Origin of the sequence: Cupriavidus oxalaticus, assembly GCF_038900635.1 — a bacterium.
Classification (GTDB): Bacteria; Pseudomonadota; Gammaproteobacteria; order Burkholderiales; family Burkholderiaceae; genus Cupriavidus; species Cupriavidus oxalaticus_B.
In genome coordinates this window covers 1-18746 of record NZ_JAYMRX010000012.1, presented here as the reverse complement: position 1 = coordinate 18746, position 18746 = coordinate 1, and the positions used below count along the sequence as shown (strand labels likewise).

General features: G+C 60.5%; 13 protein-coding genes. 4 read left to right on the top strand and 9 right to left on the bottom strand.

Going from position 1 to position 18746, the window contains the following annotated elements; translation table 11 throughout:
- Nucleotides 1-3: 3 nt before the first annotated feature.
- From VSR71_RS19260 to VSR71_RS19230, 7 genes are all read right to left on the bottom strand, one after another.
- Entirely contained in the window at nt 4-1398 is a 1395-nt protein-coding gene (locus tag VSR71_RS19260; protein ID WP_342915451.1) for a protein kinase domain-containing protein, read from the bottom strand.
- Nucleotides 1395-2096, bottom strand: a complete 702-nt coding sequence (locus tag VSR71_RS19255) for a PP2C family serine/threonine-protein phosphatase (protein WP_342915450.1) — start codon at nt 2094-2096, stop codon at nt 1395-1397. Before VSR71_RS19255 ends, VSR71_RS19260 begins: the two co-directional genes overlap by 4 nt.
- On the bottom strand, nt 2097-2918 hold the full coding sequence (locus tag VSR71_RS19250; protein WP_342915449.1) for a vWA domain-containing protein: 822 nt from the start codon (nt 2916-2918) through the stop codon (nt 2097-2099).
- A 69-nt stretch (nt 2919-2987) separates the two neighbouring features.
- Nucleotides 2988-3314: a DUF4258 domain-containing protein gene (locus VSR71_RS19245; RefSeq protein ID WP_342915448.1), complete on the bottom strand. Its 327-nt coding sequence runs from the start codon at nt 3312-3314 to the stop codon at nt 2988-2990.
- Between the two features lie 120 nt (nt 3315-3434).
- Nucleotides 3435-4997, bottom strand: coding sequence for a sigma 54-interacting transcriptional regulator (locus tag VSR71_RS19240; protein ID WP_342915447.1), 1563 nt, complete (start codon nt 4995-4997; stop codon nt 3435-3437).
- A gap of 312 nt (nt 4998-5309) precedes the next feature.
- The gene (locus VSR71_RS19235) at nt 5310-6338 is read right to left on the bottom strand and encodes a hypothetical protein (protein ID WP_342915446.1); all 1029 of its coding nucleotides are present in this window, start codon (nt 6336-6338) and stop codon (nt 5310-5312) included.
- Nucleotides 6339-6347: 9 nt separating this feature from the next.
- Nucleotides 6348-7823 (bottom strand): GIY-YIG nuclease family protein, encoded by a 1476-nt coding sequence (locus VSR71_RS19230; RefSeq protein ID WP_342915445.1) that lies wholly within the window; start codon nt 7821-7823, stop codon nt 6348-6350.
- A 354-nt stretch (nt 7824-8177) separates the two neighbouring features.
- On the opposite strand from VSR71_RS19230, the gene VSR71_RS19225 reads away from it, so the two are divergent.
- Nucleotides 8178-8948, top strand: a complete 771-nt coding sequence (locus VSR71_RS19225; RefSeq protein ID WP_342915444.1) for a hypothetical protein — start codon at nt 8178-8180, stop codon at nt 8946-8948.
- Nucleotides 8949-8973: 25 nt separating this feature from the next.
- On the opposite strand, the gene VSR71_RS19220 is transcribed toward VSR71_RS19225, so the two are convergent.
- Together VSR71_RS19220 and VSR71_RS19215 are read right to left on the bottom strand one after the other, a co-directional pair.
- Entirely contained in the window at nt 8974-9969 is a 996-nt protein-coding gene (locus VSR71_RS19220; protein ID WP_342915443.1) for a WYL domain-containing protein, read from the bottom strand.
- 91 nt (nt 9970-10060) lie between these two features.
- A complete protein-coding gene (locus tag VSR71_RS19215; RefSeq protein WP_342915442.1) occupies nt 10061-11230 on the bottom strand; it encodes a hypothetical protein in 1170 nt (389 codons plus the stop codon).
- A 771-nt stretch (nt 11231-12001) separates the two neighbouring features.
- Here VSR71_RS19215 and VSR71_RS19210 point away from each other — a divergent pair.
- The 3 genes from VSR71_RS19210 to VSR71_RS19200 all read left to right on the top strand — a co-directional run bounded on the left by VSR71_RS19210 (nt 12002) and on the right by VSR71_RS19200 (nt 18623).
- The gene (locus tag VSR71_RS19210) at nt 12002-12160 is read left to right on the top strand and encodes a hypothetical protein (protein ID WP_342915441.1); all 159 of its coding nucleotides are present in this window, start codon (nt 12002-12004) and stop codon (nt 12158-12160) included.
- Nucleotides 12161-12172: 12 nt separating this feature from the next.
- Nucleotides 12173-17305 (top strand): RecQ family ATP-dependent DNA helicase, encoded by a 5133-nt coding sequence (locus VSR71_RS19205; RefSeq protein WP_342915440.1) that lies wholly within the window; start codon nt 12173-12175, stop codon nt 17303-17305.
- A 190-nt stretch (nt 17306-17495) separates the two neighbouring features.
- Nucleotides 17496-18623, top strand: a complete 1128-nt coding sequence (locus VSR71_RS19200; protein WP_342915439.1) for a DUF3883 domain-containing protein — start codon at nt 17496-17498, stop codon at nt 18621-18623.
- The last annotated feature ends 123 nt before the right edge of the window (nt 18624-18746 follow it).

Here is an 18746-nt window from a genome sequence, read left to right as displayed (position 1 = left end):
CGCTCACCACTGAAAAAACCAGACATGGCGGCGTTCGGCGTCGCCGAGATGAAGCGCGTAGGTTTCTCGTACGCGTCTCGGCGCCCTGATTTCGCGCCTCTTCAACAGCTTGAGATTCGCGTCGCTTTGCGTTTGCAGTTGCACGCTCATGCCGCGAACGGGATCGATACACAGACCGTCGTCCGTGATCGTCAACGTGCAGTAGGCATCGCTCTGCGCGTAGGTGGCGGTGCCAGGCGGCGATGCGCACAGTTCGATGGGCGCGTCGTTCAGGACCTGGTGATAGCCCGTGCGGATCAGGCAATCGCCTTGGACGCCAGGCTCGTCCTTTAGTTCGGGCGCGTGCAGGAAGTGCCGCAACAGCAGGTGCTGCCCCGCCGATTCGACGTGATCGCAGAAGCCGCATTGCCAATCCGCATTGAAATAGAACATGCTCCCGCAATTGCCGCAGCTCACCAGCATGTTCAGCGCGAGTTCCAGCGCCGCACGCCACTCGGACATGGTCGGGCGCTCGAGCGGCGCGTTGCGTCCAGGGCCGAAGCATTGTTGAAATAGGCTGGCGAGCTTGTTCGAGACCACCCAGTTTCGCGGGATTCCCGACGAAGCCCGATTGCTGCCGTCATCGGCATCGTCGATCCAGGGCAGCTCACCGCGCAGCGCGCGCTGCTCCACATCTTCGTCGCCATCATTGACGAGGTCGCCCTTCAGTGGATGCTGCAGTGTCAGCAACTGGAACGCGATGACTGCAAAGCTCCAGGCGTCGGTGAGGCTATCTATGCCCGACACGCCACGCACGATCTCCGGCGCGCCATAGTCGGGCGTGTAGACCGGATGAGCGCTCGTCTGCGACAAAACGCCGATGTTGTCGCAGTCGATCAGCCAGACTTCCGAATGCTCGGTGGAGCGGGACACGAAGACATTCCCCGGCGAGAGGTCACCGTATGCGAGACCACGGCCATGCAGTTCGGAGAGCGTTCCCGCCAGTGCCGCGAGCAGACGCAAACGCCGCGACAGCCCGCCGGTCTCGAGGAAGCCGTGCGTGCCGCGCTCCGCTGGCGCCTCCAGCAGATGATGCAATGGCTCGAGCCCGTCCATCAGCTCCATTACGTAACCGTGACGCGGCTTGACAATCATCGCCTGCGGCCGCGCAACCTTCAGCCCGTCGAGAGGCAGGCGCTTGACGCGCTGAACCTGTTCGAACCAGCTCGCGGAATGGGCGTGTGCTCGTGGAAACTTGCTGACCTTGACCAGTACGCCCGGATACTCCGTGAAGCAGACGACACCCTGGCCGCCCTCCGAGACTTTGTCGGTCAAGCGATACAAGGTGCCGTGCTCGTCCTGCACTTCTCTCTGGCCTTGCGACTTTTTGCTCCCGCCACTGTCATACGTTGGTTTCATCTGCTATCCCGAAAGATCAAGGCAATCGACTTATCGTCGCGGTGCAATGCGGTGGGCCATGCTTCCAGCTGGCGCTCCAGCCATCGCCGGCCCCCGCGGCGGCTGCGTCCGCGCGCCTGCGCGAGCAGACAGCCGAAGAACGCTTCGAGGCACTCAGGACGCAGATCGTCGGCGACACCGTCGGTCATCAGCATCACGCCGTCGCCGGGCTCGGAAAGGGAGATGCGAGCCGTCCGCCACGCGGAGAAGGACCTGGTGACGCCAAGCGCGTCAGTCTCGTTTCCGAAGCCCGTTCGCGCGCCGCTCAGCACGTCGAAGACGCCGGCCGCGCGATACAGCACCAGTCCGTCGCCGAGCTGGATCACGCGGCAAGATCCGTCAGAGCCGCAACGGGCCGCGAGCAAAGTGGTCGCGAAGGCGTCGGGCGCCGCGGCCGGCAGCGCACGAAGCCAGCTCTGATAGAACTGCCGGATGGATTCGCGCGCATCCGATGATGCGCCATCCGCGTCCCACGTGCGCTGCGCGATCCGCACCGCGAGCCGCGATCCGACATGGCTCAGCGCGCGCGATCCCAATCCGTCGGCGACCGCTGCGAACCAGCCGCCGCGTTCGCCGCGAACCCGCAAGGCATCCTGATTAAGTGCGCTCTCGAAGCGGTGCCCGGGTCCTGTCACCGTCGCGCCTGTCGCGCGCAGCATTCAGAAATCCAGATCCAGGTCGTCGTCGCCGGTAATGTCGGTCAGGGCGAACGGTACCGGCGCATTGGGCGTGGCGCTGCGCGAGCGGGCGGTGACGGACATCGTCACCGCGCGGAAGAAGCGTGGAATGTCGCGCGCCTCGTGCGCTTTGAAGAGGGGCGATTCAACATCGTTGGCGAAGCGCTCGAGCATCTCCGTATCGGCGTCGGCGCCAATCGCCAGCGCGAAGCGCGTCGCTCTCTGGGCGCGCTCGGCGCTGCAGAGCATATCGAACGCCGGCCCCCAATCGTCCGTCGGCTTGCCGTCGGACACCAGCACGAGCACCGGCCGATACGCCCGCAAGGGAATGAGATCGCGGTTCTCGATGAGCAGGCGCGCCTCGTTGAATGCCGCGCCCATCGGCGTGCGTCCGTTCGCGTGCAGCGTGGCCACCGACGAAATCTGATGCGCCGGCGCAAGCGGCAGATGCATATTTGCGCCTGCGCCGCCGAAAGTGATCAGGCTCACCTGAATTTCCGCCCTCATGCGGGACTCCGCCGCGAAAGCCTTGATCATCTCCAGCAACGCCTGATTGAGCGCCTCGATCTTACCGTCCTCGGACATACTGCCACTGACATCGGCCAGGACGATGACGGGAAGAGGACGCGCCTCGGCTACGGTGAATTCCTTCAGCTTGCTGGTGTCCATTGTCGTGTTATTGCCTTCGTTCGTGGATTGCGGCCGCGCGCTGCCGGTAATGAATCGGTCGTGCTCCCGTCTGCGGACGATGCTCGTTCCGTAGTAGCGGCTGTGGTTATCTTCGAGGTATTTCGCGAAACCCATGCCTTTCTCTGCTCCAATGCCTCGACGTCGTGCACGGTGTGCGGTGTCGCTTTGCTGACGTCGATGACTTCAATGACGCACGGCGTGCCTGCGCTTGCCCGGCCGAATCTTGCGCAAGTTGTGGTTACGGTAGGTCGTGATCACCGTACCGTTCGACTCAACTAGCACATGAACCCCTTCCGCGCACTTGAGATCCACTCCGTTCCGCGCATGATGCTCGACTTCCTTATGTCCGATCACCCGGAACGACAGACCGCGCTCATACAGGGTGCGGCCATAGCGGAGCACGAGCTCCAGCAGTTGTGCGGAGATGCCGCGCTGCTGCATGCGCAGCTCCGCGTGCGCGGTGACTTGATGGAAACTAGTTTCGTTCGGGCGGTCGATCCGGATGTACATGTTCGTGTCCTTGTCGGGAATGCCTTCTCTAATGCGAGAGGCATGCCAGCCGCACCACGCACCCATTCCATCACTAAATCAATGACTTAGAGCAATTCCGGCCGCCGACAGGAGCGAGACTCACATAAATTTTTTTGTGTTCGATAAAATTTCTTGCTCCTCGTCTACTTCGATCGTATCGTCTTCGATGCCGTACTTGCGCAGCCAGTATGTGAAGGTCTGGTAATTGGCGAAGCCGAGCAGCTCCGCCGCGCGCTTCTTGCGATTACCGCTCAACGTCATCGAGCGGGCGAGATAGTGGCGCGCAACTTCGCCCAGTACGTGCTGCAACTCGAAGCCGCCTCCAAGAGCGCGTCCCATGATTTGATCATCCCGTTTTGGAGTGACCAGCAAGGCTGCGCGTGCGTCGTCGGCGGTGATGACACGTCCCGGTGACCAGAGCGCGGCACGCACGATAGTGTGATAAAGCTCGCGGACATTGCCAGGCCACGTGTGGCTCAACAACACGTCGCGGGCGTGCGGCGCGAGCTCCTTGTGTAACGCTTCCGGGCTCAGTCCGCCGTCCGCGTTGATTTCGGCCAGAAAATAGTCGATAAGCACGGCTACGTCATCGCCACGTTCGCGCAGGGACGGTAGACGCAACACGCCGACGGCGAGACGATGAAACAGGTCCTCGCGAAAGCGTCCTGCTGTGACGTCGGCCTGCAAGTCGCGATGCGTCGCTGCGATGATGCGCACATCCACCTTGACTGGACGCGATTCGCCCAACGGCGTGATTTCCTTTTCCTGAAGCGCGCGTAGCAGCCGCACTTGCGCATCCAGTGGCAAGTCGCCGACTTCATCCAGAAAGAGCGTTCCGCCATCCGCTTCCCTGAAGTGGCCGCTCCGATCGAAATTCGCTCCGGTGAATGCGCCCCTCTTGTGCCCGAACAATTCCGAGTTGGCGAGTTCCCTCGAAATGGCGCCGCAATTCACCGCGAGAAACGGCTTCCTGGCGCGCCGGCTCGATGCGTGAATGGCTTCCGCGAACAGTTCCTTGCCAGTGCCCGTTTCGCCGAGCACCAGCACCGGCACGTCGAACGCCGCGATGCGCCGCGCGCGATCGATCTGCGTAGCGAGCGCCCCGTCTGCGTGAATGATCTTCTCGAAACCGGGCACCGGCTCGCGTGCGTCGGCGAGCCGCTCGATGCGCGCATCGCTACGCTTGAGATATTCGGGAAGAAAGTCACTCGCGAGGTCGAACGAGAAATCGACATGCTCGAGCCCGCGCTGCTTGGAAGTCTGAATCAGGCGCGCCGGGAATCGCGTCTTGGCGAGCATGATCCAGATCGCCGCCATCGCGGGCGTGCCCGGACTGAGATGAAACGTCAGCTCCACACCGCTCTGGGGCAACCGCGCCTGCTTCAGTTCGAAGCTGACCTTTTCATAGATCTCGGCGTAGTTTATCGGGCTGACCAGTTCGACCTCGTGAAGCTGCGGTTCCACGCAACCGGTCTTTTGTTCCAGCCACTCACAATACGCGCGGCTACGCTCGAACGGATAGTTGGTCAGCAGAAGAATACGATCGAACTTCCCGGCTGCGTTAATCGCCGAGGCGATCGGCCCGAATTCGGTGCTCGCGCCTTCCGCGCATTGATAATCGGTGAGACCGATCCAGGAAATGAGCCAGGACTCGGCTTTCATACGCGCGCCCGGTGCGATGCAACGATGTTCGACTTCATGCAGGGCATGGCATCCGAAAACGGCTCACGATCGCACCATTTACGTCGCAATTATTAGAACGCCTACTATCTCCGAATATCTAGCGTTACGTCAAGCGACGCATTTCGTAGGCATTGAATGCATCATCGTTGCACGCCCGCCTGCCGGCACAGGCAGTGCTCACCGCTCTGAAATGGTTGAGGCACCGTGCAATGGCTCGACGTACCGGCGCGGTTGCCCGAGCTCAGTCCTCTTTGCACGGGCTGTGGCACCGCGGCGGGTTCCTGACAACAGTCACCGATACAACAACTGCGCCGCAAATACCGCGCCACCGCCCGCCAGCAGCAAGACCACTGCCTGAACCTTCAAGAGTAACGACTGGCGTTTGCCGAGCGCCGTCAAGCCGTCTCTCAATTGATCGACTTGTTGCGTCAGGGCGGCATTCTCTGTCTCGAGTCGCGTGATCTGCTCAGCCTGAGAAGCCCTGGTCGTGGCTGCCTCTTCCACATGCCCCCGTAACGTCCTGCTGTGACTATCGCTTGCTGCCCTTAGATTGTCCACAGCCCGTCCGGACGCCTGTTCATTTTCTCGGGTAGCGCGCTGGAGCGCTTGCAGCGTCGTGGTCAGCTCGTCCACTCGCTTCTTCTGCTGCGCCATTTCGCTTTCCAGCGCCTCACCGAGATCACCGATCGCCTTGTCGAACACCTGTTCATGGTCCTGCAGCGCCCCTAGCTGCGTCGACAGGTTGAGCAGTTCGTCTGCAATGGCATCGATCTTCTTGCCATGGCGGTCGAGCGTGTCGGTGTTTGCGATCTGCTCACCGATGTACTTGTCGATTTCCTCCAGAAGGAACACTGCGGCGTCCCGCTGATTCTGTTCAAGCGTGCCGGTATCGAGTTTGATCGCGGAAATTTTGTCAACCAACGCACTGTGGAACCTGCGCAGATGGGTGTTCTTTGCGGTCTGAATCTGGATGAGCAGTTGCACCACCGATTGCGTCGTACCCAGGCTGGAGCCCAGATCCTCCACCATATTCGCCAGTTCCTCGTCATTGCGTCCGGTGAAGGAGTGGAACACGGAGCTCAACGTCCCCTTGTTCCTGAAACTGTCGAGCAACTCTTTGGCGTGACGGTTACGCGCAATGGCTTGCTTCAGGTCCTCGAGGCACCGGCTGAATGACTCCATGGCCGACTGCTGCTCGCCGTTCGCCACGAGGGCCGTCGAATAGGTGTGCGCCGCTTCCTTGTCGACGAGTATCTCCAACCGGGCCGGTGCCGCCGTGGGCACGATTTGTGTATTTCGTCCGAATTTGAAGGAAAACATTGGAGTGCCTTAGGAAAGATTGCGTCGGCTGGCGCGAAGCGCCCGCATATCGATACGTTGGACAGGGCGGTGTGCGGACAAGGTCTGCACGTGCTGCTGCATGTCATTGATCAGCGCGCCAGTCGACCTGGCATGCCCTTCAAGCTCCGAGACGAGCTTCCACTCGTTCTCCTCCAGGACGATCAGTTGCAGACAAGCGTCCCGCTTCGCGTCAAGCGCGGCGGTCCAACCCTGCTTGAAGGCAACCAGGAAGTCCACAATGGCCGGGACGATTTTCTGCAGATAGAAGCTGCTGAGGCCGAATCCCATCGCCGTGATGGCGCAGGACACATAGGGAGCAGCTGGCCCGAGCATGGGCAGAAGCTGCGCTTCGATGATCGGATCCAGCGCATCCCAGATGACCAGGCAACCGCTCACGATGATGGTCTCACTGACCTTCTGCACCAGCTCTTCGGTGGACATAGTCTTGGCGCCGCGGAAAAGATTCCAGGCACCGTTCGCTAGGTCGAAGAGGTTGCGAGCCAGGCCGTAGATCTGACTGATGGCCTTCGAGAACGCGTTGACGATGAATTCCACTATGCCGGCAAGCAATTTGAGCGGCGCATCGAAAATGGCCCGGATCGCCGCCCAGATCTGGTGAAAGAAGCGCTCCACGCGCTGGCTGATCCTGGACTTGCCGCCCGCAAGGATATCGACCAGTTCTCCCTTCAGCGCCTTGAGCATCACCGACGTCAGCTGCTCCAGGTTCTGCCAGCCCATGTTCTTGGCTAGTTCGACACCCGCGCCTTTCAGCAGCGAACTCGTGCTGCCGGAAGCGTCCTTCATCTTTTTTGCCTCGATATTGCTGCGCTTCCCTTGCTCCTCCTTGAGTTCCGCACGCTTGTTGACGGATGGCCGGTCGGCCTCGTCCTTGATCCAATGCGCTTCCACCGCAGCTGCCGTTTCGACCGAGTCCATCTTGATAAAGCGGACGGTGCAGCCCTCCTCGAACTGGTCCGCAAGCTTGTACGGCTTGCCGTTCTTCTCACCAAGCCTGTGCGAGTCCATATGGCCATCTCGCCAGCGCTGTTTGAGGTTGCCGCTGTCGCCCACATATGCCACCTTGCCGCTGGCGTCATAGACAACGTAGACACCCGGCTGCTCTGGCAGGTTGTCGAGGCCTTCGGCCTTGCCATTCTTGATCTTGAACTCGCCGTCGAACTGCGCCGTGCTCAGGGACGAGATGCCATGTGACAGGCTCTTCTGAATCATCTCGCGCCAGGCGATCCCCCGATTGGCGACCGCCATGACACTGCTCGCGCTCGTTGCCTTTGCCGTGTCTTCCAGAGACGACCCGACATCGGTGGTCTTGGCATTCGGACGCGAGTTGTCCTTGTTGCGGAATCCGGCAATCAGTTTGCGCTGGGTGTTATCGATGGCGCGATCGACGATGAGATTCGCCAGCGGTGGAAGTTGATGAAGTTCGGGAGCAATCGCCTGCGACATGAATTTTGCCTCGTTATGGGATTTACCGGTTGCGAAGGCTCGCGGAATGCCGGCACAACGATGAAGTACCTGGCGCGCCGCTGACTCGGGCTATATCTAACGGCCCGATTCGTCACTTCCCAACCCCGCTAAAGTGGGGCCGCGCTGTGTCCGACCGTTGGCGGACAGATGCCGGAAGCCGACAGACCGAATCCCTCCACCCGAATGGCCTTCCCCAGATGAGGGACGGAGCCACGATCGCCCTCTCTAAAGGAACCGTGCCAACAGATGCATTGAATCGCAGCATCTGCGCACGCAATGCGCAGATCGCCGGCAACACTCTAGTCTCAGTCAGACATTTACAGGAGGACACGTGTGCATGCCACGCCAATTCTTGCTGCAGCCATTGGTCGCCAACGCGTCATGACGCAGACGCGCCGCCAATGCGTCTTGTTGCGCCACTGGGGCTTCTCCGGGCAAGAGGCCGCCAGCCTGCTGCCAGACTTGCCAAAATTCAACGGACAGCTAAGCTGGACGCTCGATGCCGGCGCCACACCGCAGCCCGACGTCGTTATTCACCTGGTAGACGCCATGCGCCTGAGCGGCGTGTCTGGCGGTGCCCGCTGGAATGCCATGGGCCCGGTCGACGCGATGGACAAGGCATTCCGCCGCGGCATCTGCGAGCTGGCACTGGTACTCGGTTCCACGCAGCATCTGCCTGCACGCCGCCAAGGTTGCTGGATCCTGTCTGGTGAGCGCAGCCTGGCGGCATCGCTGGAGATCATTGCGCGCACAGTGATCGAGCCGCTGCTGGCTGCCCCGGGCGAGCGGTCGTGGAGCGCTCATGACCTGGCGGCGATGCACTCGCTTTGCATCCTCTCCAGGGAAACGTGCCAGGATCCTAATACCCTGGCGCGCCGTGTCACCGCGGCCGTCAGCACCGCGCGGAACTACGGCTATGTCACGCCGGCCTGCCTGCTGATGGCCGCGGAATCGCAGGTGATGGACTACGTAGAATCGCTGAATCCCCTCATGCGTGACCGCATGCGGCTGTTCCGGCGCGGGCAGACGGGTGCTGACCTCTCCGCCGAACTCCTCATCGCCTACCCATGGCTCATGGCCCTGCCGGAGCTGCCCAGCACATGACCCGCGCCTGCGCCGGGCCAACTGCTCATTCGTAGTGGCGGCTGGCCTGGAGCAGGTTCTCAGCAATCTCCTGCCGGAGGCTCGCCGGCGACAGCACCTCCACCCGCGCGCACCGTTCCAGCAGCAGATTACGCAGCTCGACGGACAGCATTACTGTGGCGTTCAGCCGGAAGCCACCTGGCTCGTCGATGATCTCCTGATCCGGCGCAAGCCACTGCTCACGGAACAGGTGACGGATCGCATCATCCTCGCGCACGCGGAGTTCGAGCCGGATCTTTCCTTCTGGGAAGAACGAGAAGACTTCGCTCTGGCGAACATACTCGTTCAGATCGAATCCCGGGTCGGCCTCTCCCGGCGTCTCGGTGCAGGTTGCCGAGACAAACCGGTCCAGTCGCAACTGATAGTGCCTGAACGTGCCGTTGCGGCTCTGCCGGCAGGCGACCAGGTACAGTACCGGCCCGCGCTCCACCAGCCCCAGCGGCACCACCTTGTACGACGCCGGTGCGTCAGTCTCCAGCCGCGAGTTCTTGTAGGCAACCTCCAATACCCGGGAAGTGTAGAGCGCGCGCCGGATGGCATTGAGGATGTCGTCAGCAATGGGCGGCGACATCAGCGGATAGCCGACGTCGATCCGGACAGTCTTGTCAGCCCAGGCGCGCGCCTCGCTCAGCGTCGGGTCGGTGGGGCTCTCACCGAGGACCCTCCTGGCCCCGACGAAGAATGTCTGCAGCTCACTGATGACATGGGCTGGCAGATGGTTTGGCGCATGGCGCTCCAACGTCAGCAGCGCGATGGCGAGCTCCAAAGGCGGGCGACGGGCCAGCTCGGATGGCGCACGTTTGTCCGTGCGCCACCAGACCCTTGCGCGCGCTTCGCCATCCTTCTGGACGAGGCCCTGGTCCGCCATGCGTTCAAGCGCCCGTATGATCGTGTCGCGGCTCGGCGCATCGGCGGCAAACCTCTCCCTGACACTGGCAATGAGGGCGCCAGACCGGATCACCTCCCCTGGCCGTGCGGGCATGCAGGTAAGGATCTCAGCCTCCAGGCGAGGCCACCTGACTGAATTCACCATCTCGATTTAGTAGATCTTCTTGCGTCGGTAGAACCGGGAGTCATGCAAGCGAGGCAAATTCCTCCATTGGCCACATCGCCGCAGCCTCTTCTATGCCGATGTCGCCGTCCACAAATCTAGCCTTGCCCTTAAGTCCTTCCAGAACGCCCCGGATGCCGGGGCCAACGTTCTGTAGATTGACGGTGATGCCAAAGCTCCGCTCAGGCTCCTGCCCGTACTTCACGAACCAGATGTCCAGCAGCCGGTGTGCCTGCTCGAATCCGGCCTTGTCAAGGCTTGCAGCGAGGACGTCGGCGCGTGCCGTCATCTCACGGATCACCGAGGGATCGAGGTAGGCCGCAACAACCTGCTGCTTACTCATTGTGGCAGGCAGCGTCTGCAGCCAGCCCAGTCTAGAGAACAGATAGGTCATGACGCGATCTGGCTTGATCGTCTTCAGGCCGAGGTCCATCATTGTATGCAACGCCGTCAATTGCCCGAGTTGTTGCTCAAAACGGCCTTTCGCCGTCTCAAGCATGCTTCGCTCCTGAACCCATGGCTCGCCGGTCAAGTGCCCGGAATGGAATACGTGGCCACCGGTGTAGTACTCCAGCGGTTGCAGGGCACCTTTGGCGCGGTGCTCGTGAAGAAATCCGGCGACCGTGAAATATTTTTCAGCTTTTGCCGGTAGCGCCGAAAACATCAGTCCTGGATAGGCGTTGTCGTCCTTAGTCAGGATTTGCCAGACCTGCGGCGTTGTCCTTTTAAAATGCGCGGCGGGATTCCAGTCCGGTTGCGTCTTGGATCGCTCTAACCACCGTTGCTTGCCATAGCTGGTCGCCTGCCGGCCTTTCCAATAGTGGACGAACGCGAGCCATTCCTGCTTATCGAAGACATATTGGCCGGGCACGTAGTGATTCAGGTCCCCGAACAAGGGGACGCACGCGCGCATGCTGGCGATCTCAGCAGTTGCCTTTGAGGCGCGAGTGCCGGCGTAGGTGATGCGAGGCCAGATGACCTGCCAGAGGGCGCGGTGATCGAGATCCCTAGGAGCAGCCTCTGCCAGAATGCTGGCTACCGTGGCAGAAAGCTTTGCCTTATTTGACGCATGGTCCGCCGCTGTTCTCGCCGTCGTCCCTTGCTGGATCACGGCATTGCGAACGGCATTGAACATCGCAGGCCCGATGTTGTAGATCTCGGCATTAATCTGTGCGCTGAATCGATTGGTCATACGGTGCAGGGATGATGCTGTGGCGGAAGTGCAATGTAACGGCAGATTGCCCGCATTCCATACCCTTCATTAGAAGGAAGATCACGGCCGCCCCCCGCTCCCCGAGAGCCCTCTCTCGCCCGAAAACAAGCCCAACGAGCCGAGAATCTGGCCAACTAGTTTCGCGCCGCTTGCTTCCTGGTATGGTGGAGGAGTTCAACACCAATCCACTGACCGCCGTGAAATACTCACGGAGCCAGCCGCTATATCGGCGATAGAGCGTCGTTCCGGCCCTGACTCTGGCGACCTCTCCGAATCCTGCGATCCGAGTTATCCGACCACATCTGTAGATGCCAGTCAGCTCCTGTATTGATTTGCTCCGGCGCTATTGGCTATCGTCTACCTCTGGCTCTCAATCCGAATGGCCAGGGCTGCTCTGGCCATCGGAAAACGGGTATTGATCAACAATCTTGTTATCTACTGTATTGTTGGCACGCTCTATCTCGCCTTGCTGAGTTTCCCTGCCCGGCGTAAGAGTTCCGGTATTCCCGCCATTTGCCAGTAAGCCTGTCATTCCGGAGCTTTCGGGGGATCATACCGCACACCCTCTCCTGGGGACGCCGATTCAGTGATTGACCGCACGGAACTTCCAGGTCAGCGTCGATTGTGTCCCCCGCCGTTCGGCCGCTTACGCCAGTAACACCCGCATGGGCAATATCGCCACCAGACTGCTAGTCATTGGCACATCAGCCATTGGTCGTGGTGTGCCTCAGCGTCCGCCACAAGGAGATCATGTCTCGCTTTTTGGCTCTCTGCCCCCCGATCCGCCATATTCTGGTGCAATATTGCAAGGAAATCTATCTGCCAATGCGCAATTGCTGGCAGGCTTCGCTTCCGGATCGGGAACCGGCAGGAGAAAAGAGCGCATGGCGCGAAAACAAGAAGGAATGAAGGTCGAATTCTATGAGGGACGAGGAAGCCAGGACGGAAGTGGAAAACAGCTTTTCACCACGGTGCGCGTCAATCGATCTCGAAGTAGGGATCGAAGATAAGCGCATTCACCAGTTTGCAGCAGTCCGCGGCGACACGGGCGAAGCCCTAGTCCATCGGCGCGGAGATCTTTCGGCTGCGCTGGAAAAGCTCGATACGTTTTCGCAGGCCTGCGCGTTTCTCCTCGGGCATAACCTGATAGCGTTCGACCTGCCTCACCTGGCGGCGGCGAATGCAAACCTGCGCCTGCTTGGCATGCCCGCGGTCGACACATTGCGGCTCAATCCCTTGGCTTTTCCTCGGAACCCATACCACCATCTTGTCAAGCATTACCAGGATGGGCAGCTCAAGCGCGGCCGTCTTAATGACCCGGAACTGGATGCCCGTCTGACCCTGGAGGTGTTCCACGATCAGCATCAGGCTATGCAGCAGCTTAACAGTGCCAATCCTGACTATCTTCTCGCGTGGCATTGGCTCACCACCGCCGACGAACCGGGTTCTGGGCTGAATGCTTTCTTTGCCTCGATACGCCGCGCGCTCCGACCGACCGACGAAGAAGCCACTGCAGCCATCGATCGTCTGTTGGCGAAGGAAAGCTGCAGCACGCATCGCCGCTGCATTGTGGCAGATGCCAAGCGTGAAGGTTGGGGGCTCGCTTATGCCATTGCCTGGCTTTCCGTAGCAGGAGGCAACTCTGTCATGCCGCCCTGGGTGCGTAGCCAATTCCCGGAGGCCGGGAGGCTAGTCAAGCTGCTTAGGGACACGCCCTGTGATGCCCTCCAGTGCGCGTGGTGCCGGGTACGCCACAATCCAGACAAGGAACTGGTCCGCTGGTTCCCCTCATTACCCGGATTCCGACCTGAGCCAGTCGGTGAAGACGGCAAGCCACTGCAACGCAGCATCGTCGAGGCCGCAATGCGTGGCGAACATGTACTCGGCATCCTTCCCACTGGCACAGGCAAGTCAATCTGCTACCAGATTCCAGCGCTGTCGCGCTTCAACAAGACTGGAGCGCTGACAGTGGTCATCTCGCCCTTGGTGGCACTGATGGCTGATCAAGTGTCCAGCCTTGAAGCGAAGGGAATCACGTGCTGCGCAGCGGTCAACGGCCTGCTCTCAATGCCCGAGCGGGCCGACGTTCTGGATCGCGTCCGGCTTGGCGACATCGGCATCTTGATCATCTCGCCCGAACAATTGCGCAACCGGGCCTTGCGCAAGACACTCGCGCAACGTGAAATTGGAGCATGGGTTCTCGACGAGGCGCACTGCCTTTCCAAGTGGGGACATGACTTCCGGCCGGATTACCGCTATGTCGGCCGTTTCATTAAGGAAAGGGCCGACCAGGAGGCCGTTCCCGCGATCCTCTGCCTCACTGCTACCGCCAAGCCGGATGTCGTTGACGACATCATTGGGCACTTCCGCGACAAGGTGGGCGTCGAACTCAAGCCATTCAACGGTGGGGCTAATCGCACTAATCTCGATTTCTCTGTGGTGCCCACCACACCGGAGGCAAAATTCGAGCACATCTCGAAGGTACTTGCCGCTGCTCTCGCCCCACACAGGAAGGATGGCGCAATCGTCTACTGTGCGACGCGCAAGAAGACGGAGGAGGTGGCCTCGGTCCTGCGGGAGAAAGGCATCCATGCCGAACACTTTCATGCCGGACTTTCGCCGGAAGCAAGGAAGAGTGTTCAGGAGCGCTTCATCAGCGGCGAGCTAAGGGTAATCGCGGCCACCAATGCCTTTGGCATGGGCATCGACAAGCCCGATGTCCGACTGGTAGTGCACGCGGACATCCCAGGCTCCCTGGAGAACTACTTGCAGGAAGCTGGCCGAGCGGGACGCGACCGCAATCCAGCTCGCTGCGTGCTGCTGTACACGGTGGACGACGTCGAGCGGCAGTTTGGCATGTCCGCTCGTTCGCGCCTGACACGCGCAGAAATACAAACCGTCCTACGCTCGCTGCGCAGCCTGGACCGCAAGAAGCGGCTCGACGGAGAAGTAGTCGCCACGCCAGGGGAGATCCTAGCGGAAGACCAGGAAGGCAACTTCGAGCGCGATTCTGCCACTGACGACACACGCGTGCGCACCGCCATCTCTTGGCTGGAGGAGGCCATCCTCCTAACCCGCGAGGAGAACCAGGTTCAAATCTTCCCCTCGTCTTTGCGTGTAAGCTCGCTCGAGGAAGCCAAGAACAAACTAGCAGGAACACCGCTGGCCGATGCCTATCGCCAGAAGCTGATGGCGCTGGTGGAGGCATTGCTGGATGCCAGCGCCGACGCGGGTATTTCCACAGACGAGCTGATGGGCATTTCTGGCCTTAGCGCCGAAAAGGTCCGCGGCGCCCTCTTTGACCTCGAGCGTCTGGGCATTGCCAGTAACGACACTGCTTTGACCGCCTTCGTCCACACTGCTGTGGAACGTTCCTCGTCAAAGCGCTTGGAGGAGACGGAGTCCATGGAGCAGACTCTGATCCAAATGCTGCAAGAAGCGGCGCCAGACCTTCATAAGGGCGAGCCCTCCGTGCTTCATTTGAGGCGCGCGGCTCAGCATTTGAAAGACGAAGGTCACCCCAATGCCCTGCCGGAGAAGATCTGGCGCCTCGTGCGCAGCATCTCCAATGACGGTCGCACGGAAGACAACGGCGCCGGCAGCCTGCGTATCCGGCGCCTGGACGCGGAGAGCATCCAGATACAGCTCCAGCGTCCTTGGGACAAGCTAGCCGCGACCGCCAGTCTGCGCCGGGCCGCAGCCAGACACTTACTTGCGCATCTTCTCTCCTGCTTACCACCTACCGCGCGGGGTACAGACCTGCTGGCAGAGACAACGCTGGGCAAACTGCTGTTCGCATTGGAAGCTGACCCGGCGTTGTGTGGCCAGGTCAAGGAACCCGCCAAGCTGCTCGACCGCGCTCTGCTGTGGCTGCACGAGCAGGAAGTCATTCGCCTGAACAAAGGCCTGGCGGTCTTCCGGCCCGCGATGACAATCCGGCTCGAACCGGACAGGCGCGGCTTCCTGAAGGCGGACTTTGCGCCGCTGCAATTGCACTACGACGAACAGGTCACGCAGATCCATGTGATGGGGGAGTACGCGCAGCGCGGTCTGCGCGCCATGCCGGAGGCCTATGAGTTAGCCAACGACTACTTCCGCTTGACACGCGGCGCCTTTCTGCTGCGTTGGCTGCCTAACCAGGAAAAGGAGCTAGCGCGACAGACCACGCCGCATTCTTGGCAGCGGATCGTGGACGCGCTCAACAACCCGGCCCAGAAGCAAATCGTCACCGACGACCGGGAGCAGACCAATGTGCTGGTGCTTGCCGGCCCAGGATCCGGCAAGACGCGCGTCCTGGTGCACCGCATTGCCTACCTAGTCCGCGTGCGGCGCGAGAATCCAAACGGCATCCTGGCTCTCGCCTACAACCGCCATGCGGCCGTGGAGATTCGCAGGCGTCTGGCCAGCCTGATTGGTGACGACGCTAAGGGCGTCACCGTCCTGACATGCCACGCGCTGGCCATGCGTCTGGCAGGCGTGAGCTTCGCCGGGCAGGCCGAAAAGGTCGACGGCGACCGGTTCAAGGAGGTGCTGGAGCAAGCTATCAAGCTGCTCGACGGTACCGACCTGGCGCCGGAGGAAGCGGACGAGCAACGCCAGCGACTGTTGGCGGGCTTCCGCTGGATTCTGGTGGACGAGTACCAGGACATCGGCCCTGAGCAGTACCGGTTGATCTCCGCGATTGCAGGGCGCACATTGCAAGATGAAGACAACAAGCTCACCCTCTTCGCGGTAGGCGATGACGACCAGAACATCTACAGCTTCGATGGCGCGTCGGTGGAATTCATCCGCCGCTTCACAGACGACTACCAGGCCAAGCCGCAGTTTTTGGTCGAGAACTACCGATCGAGCGCCAACATCATAGATGTAGCAAACGTCATCATCCAACTGGCCTCCGAACGCATGAAGGCCGAACAGCCGATTATCATCGACCGTGCCAGGCGCCGGCAGCCAGCGGGCGACGCCTGGGAAGTGCGCGATCCGGTCGCGCGGGGCCGGGTCCAGGTGCTGCCTGCGGGTGAGTCCCCAGCTCAGCAGGCGCTGGCGGCGATCACCGAGCTACAGCGTCTGGCCGCGCTCGACGCTGACTGGAAATGGAGCCACTGCGCGGTGATCGCGCGCGAATGGCGGTACTTGGAACCGGTTCGCGCTTACTGCGAACACCTCGGCATCCCGGTCCAGATGGCAGACAACGAGGCAACCAAGTTCTGGCAGCTGCGTGAAACGCAGGCCCTTTTGACGTGGCTGCGCAGCAGCGAGCGGAAGCTCATTGACAGTCAGGCCATCAGCCTCTGGCTGGACACACAGGCTGACGGCCCGTGGTGGGCATTGCTGCGCGAGGCGGCGCATGCCTACGGACTGGAGACGACAGGAGTTGAGTTGCCAGCCGGCCACTTCATCGAGTGGTTGGCTGAATGGGGCCGTGAAGCCAGACGCCGCCAGAGCGGCCTGCTACTGTTGACTGCACACAGCTCGAAAGGCCTCGAGTTCGAACATGTTGTGGTACTCGACGGCGGATGGGAGAGAGTTGGAAAGAACGAGGATCCGGACGCGCCCCGCCGGCTGTACTACGTCGCCGTGACGCGGGCAAGAAGCCTGCTGGTACTCTGCCGCCTAGCTAGTGGCAACAAACTGATCGATGCGCTTCCAGCTACGAGCGCGATAATGCAGCGCGCGCCGGCGGCTCTGCCAGAGCCGATGCCTGCGCTTTCCCGGCGATATCAGCACCTCACCCCAGCAGACGTGGACCTGGGCTTCTGCGGTCGCCTCGCGCCAAGCCATTCCGTACATCAAGCGATCTCAGCATTGCGTCCCGGCAGCACGCTCGAAGTACGGCGCGACACCGACCGATGGGAATTATTGGATTCGTCATCCAACCTAGTAGTCGGGCGCTTGTCGCGTGGCTACAGCCCGCCGCTGGGAATTGCCGGTGTCTATGCGCGCGTGCACGCCATCATCATCCGTAGATTGGATGATGAAGATGAAGGATTCAGGCGGGCTGTTCGTTCTGCGCAATGGGAAGTCGTGTTGCCGGAGTTGATATTCGAGTCGTAGCTCGGGGCAAACGAACTTCACGCATGGGCCCGAGCTTCGAGCATCGAGATGGCAGCCACCACCCTACAGTAGGGGGTACGAGGCATTCAGATTACCTACGAGTAACCTCCCTGCGAATCCGGATGGACGATAAACTGCCTGCACTCAACAGTCGAAACTAACTCACCGAGGAAACTGGCCTCTTGGAGCCATGAGCATTCATAAGCTGAAAGATCCTGATGCAGTCAAGCTGGCGCTGGACGAGTTTGTGCAGCTCGGGCGGACAGCATTCCTGGAAAAGTATGGGTTCGGCAGGGCACGGGAGTACATGCTTAGAGATTCCCTTACTGGCAATCTCTACGATTCGAAGGCGATTGTGGGAGCCGCCTACGGCTATGCGTTTCCTGACGAAGGACCACTGAGCGCTGACGTCTTTTCCGGCGGCGAAGCGACCGTGGAACGCGTGCTCACAGACCTTGGCTTTGAGGTGGTACGAGTTGGCCAAGAATGGAGCAGAGCAGAGGTGGAGGCCACGGTGCGGGACTACCTCCAGATGCTCTCTTTTGAATCCCAGCATTTGCCGTATAGCAAAAGCGAGCATAACGCTCGTCTTCGGTCACTGCTCAAAATTCGAAGCAAGGGCGCTGTCGAACTCAAGCATCAGAACATCTCCGCGGTCCTGCATCAGCTCGGACTTCCCTATATTCAAGGATATAAACCGCGAACCAACCTTCAGGAGTTGTTGCGCCGGGTAGTCATCGAGTTTATATCGTCCAATGACGGTCCCATGTCGACGGTTTTGGATAACCTGGAGTCGACTACGGATCCCGGCGAGCAACTCTTCACAGGTGTACTGGTGGCACCTCCCGTCGTCGAAGTCCTCCAACCAACACCGAGAAACGCGCGCCTGCCAAGGAAGTACGACTATGCAGCACGTGACGAGCGCAATAGGAAATTAGGTCATAGCGGTGAAGCGTGGGTGGTTGGATTTGAACAAAACCGATTGGAGAACGAACAGCGGCCGGATCTCGCGACGAAGATCGACTGGCTATCCGAGCGGCTTGGAGACGGCACTGGCTACGACATCTTGTCCTTCGAATCATCGGAGCTGGCTCGGTTCATTGAGGTCAAGACAACCAATGGAGGTTCACTCACGCCCTTCGTTGTGAGTCGTAATGAGAAAGACTTCTCCGACGAAACCGGAGATGCCTTCTGTCTCTATCGCGTCTTCCACTTCGCATCTTCGCCAAAGCTTTTCATCCTACGCGGCGGCCTATCCTCAAACTTGCTGCTTGAGCCGATGGACTACAGAGCGCGTCTCAAGGCTATTCGCTCTTAAGGATGGTGTTCAAAACAACGTCCGCAGCGCCGAGTTGACCGTGAGAGCGTGGCCAAGTGAGTTCAATGAGCGATTCCCCTCGACTTCGATGCGAGATTCGGTGCGCGCTTGGGCGTTATCGCC

What these genes read in the sequence shown, in the direction of transcription:
- VSR71_RS19205 (WP_342915440.1), top strand. Translation starts at nt 12,173, where the DNA reads ATGAGGGACGAGGAAGCCAGGACGGAAGTGGAAAACAGCTTTTCACCA.
- VSR71_RS19260 (WP_342915451.1), bottom strand. Translation starts at nt 1,398, where the DNA reads ATGAAACCAACGTATGACAGTGGCGGGAGCAAAAAGTCGCAAGGCCAG.
- VSR71_RS19230 (WP_342915445.1), bottom strand. Translation starts at nt 7,823, where the DNA reads ATGTCGCAGGCGATTGCTCCCGAACTTCATCAACTTCCACCGCTGGCG.
- VSR71_RS19215 (WP_342915442.1), bottom strand. Translation starts at nt 11,230, where the DNA reads ATGACCAATCGATTCAGCGCACAGATTAATGCCGAGATCTACAACATC.
- VSR71_RS19210 (WP_342915441.1), top strand. Translation starts at nt 12,002, where the DNA reads ATGTCTCGCTTTTTGGCTCTCTGCCCCCCGATCCGCCATATTCTGGTG.
- VSR71_RS19255 (WP_342915450.1), bottom strand. Translation starts at nt 2,096, where the DNA reads ATGCTGCGCGCGACAGGCGCGACGGTGACAGGACCCGGGCACCGCTTC.
- VSR71_RS19200 (WP_342915439.1), top strand. Translation starts at nt 17,496, where the DNA reads ATGAGCATTCATAAGCTGAAAGATCCTGATGCAGTCAAGCTGGCGCTG.
- VSR71_RS19240 (WP_342915447.1), bottom strand. Translation starts at nt 4,997, where the DNA reads ATGAAAGCCGAGTCCTGGCTCATTTCCTGGATCGGTCTCACCGATTAT.
- VSR71_RS19235 (WP_342915446.1), bottom strand. Translation starts at nt 6,338, where the DNA reads ATGTTTTCCTTCAAATTCGGACGAAATACACAAATCGTGCCCACGGCG.
- VSR71_RS19220 (WP_342915443.1), bottom strand. Translation starts at nt 9,969, where the DNA reads ATGCCCGCACGGCCAGGGGAGGTGATCCGGTCTGGCGCCCTCATTGCC.
- VSR71_RS19245 (WP_342915448.1), bottom strand. Translation starts at nt 3,314, where the DNA reads ATGTACATCCGGATCGACCGCCCGAACGAAACTAGTTTCCATCAAGTC.
- VSR71_RS19250 (WP_342915449.1), bottom strand. Translation starts at nt 2,918, where the DNA reads ATGGGTTTCGCGAAATACCTCGAAGATAACCACAGCCGCTACTACGGA.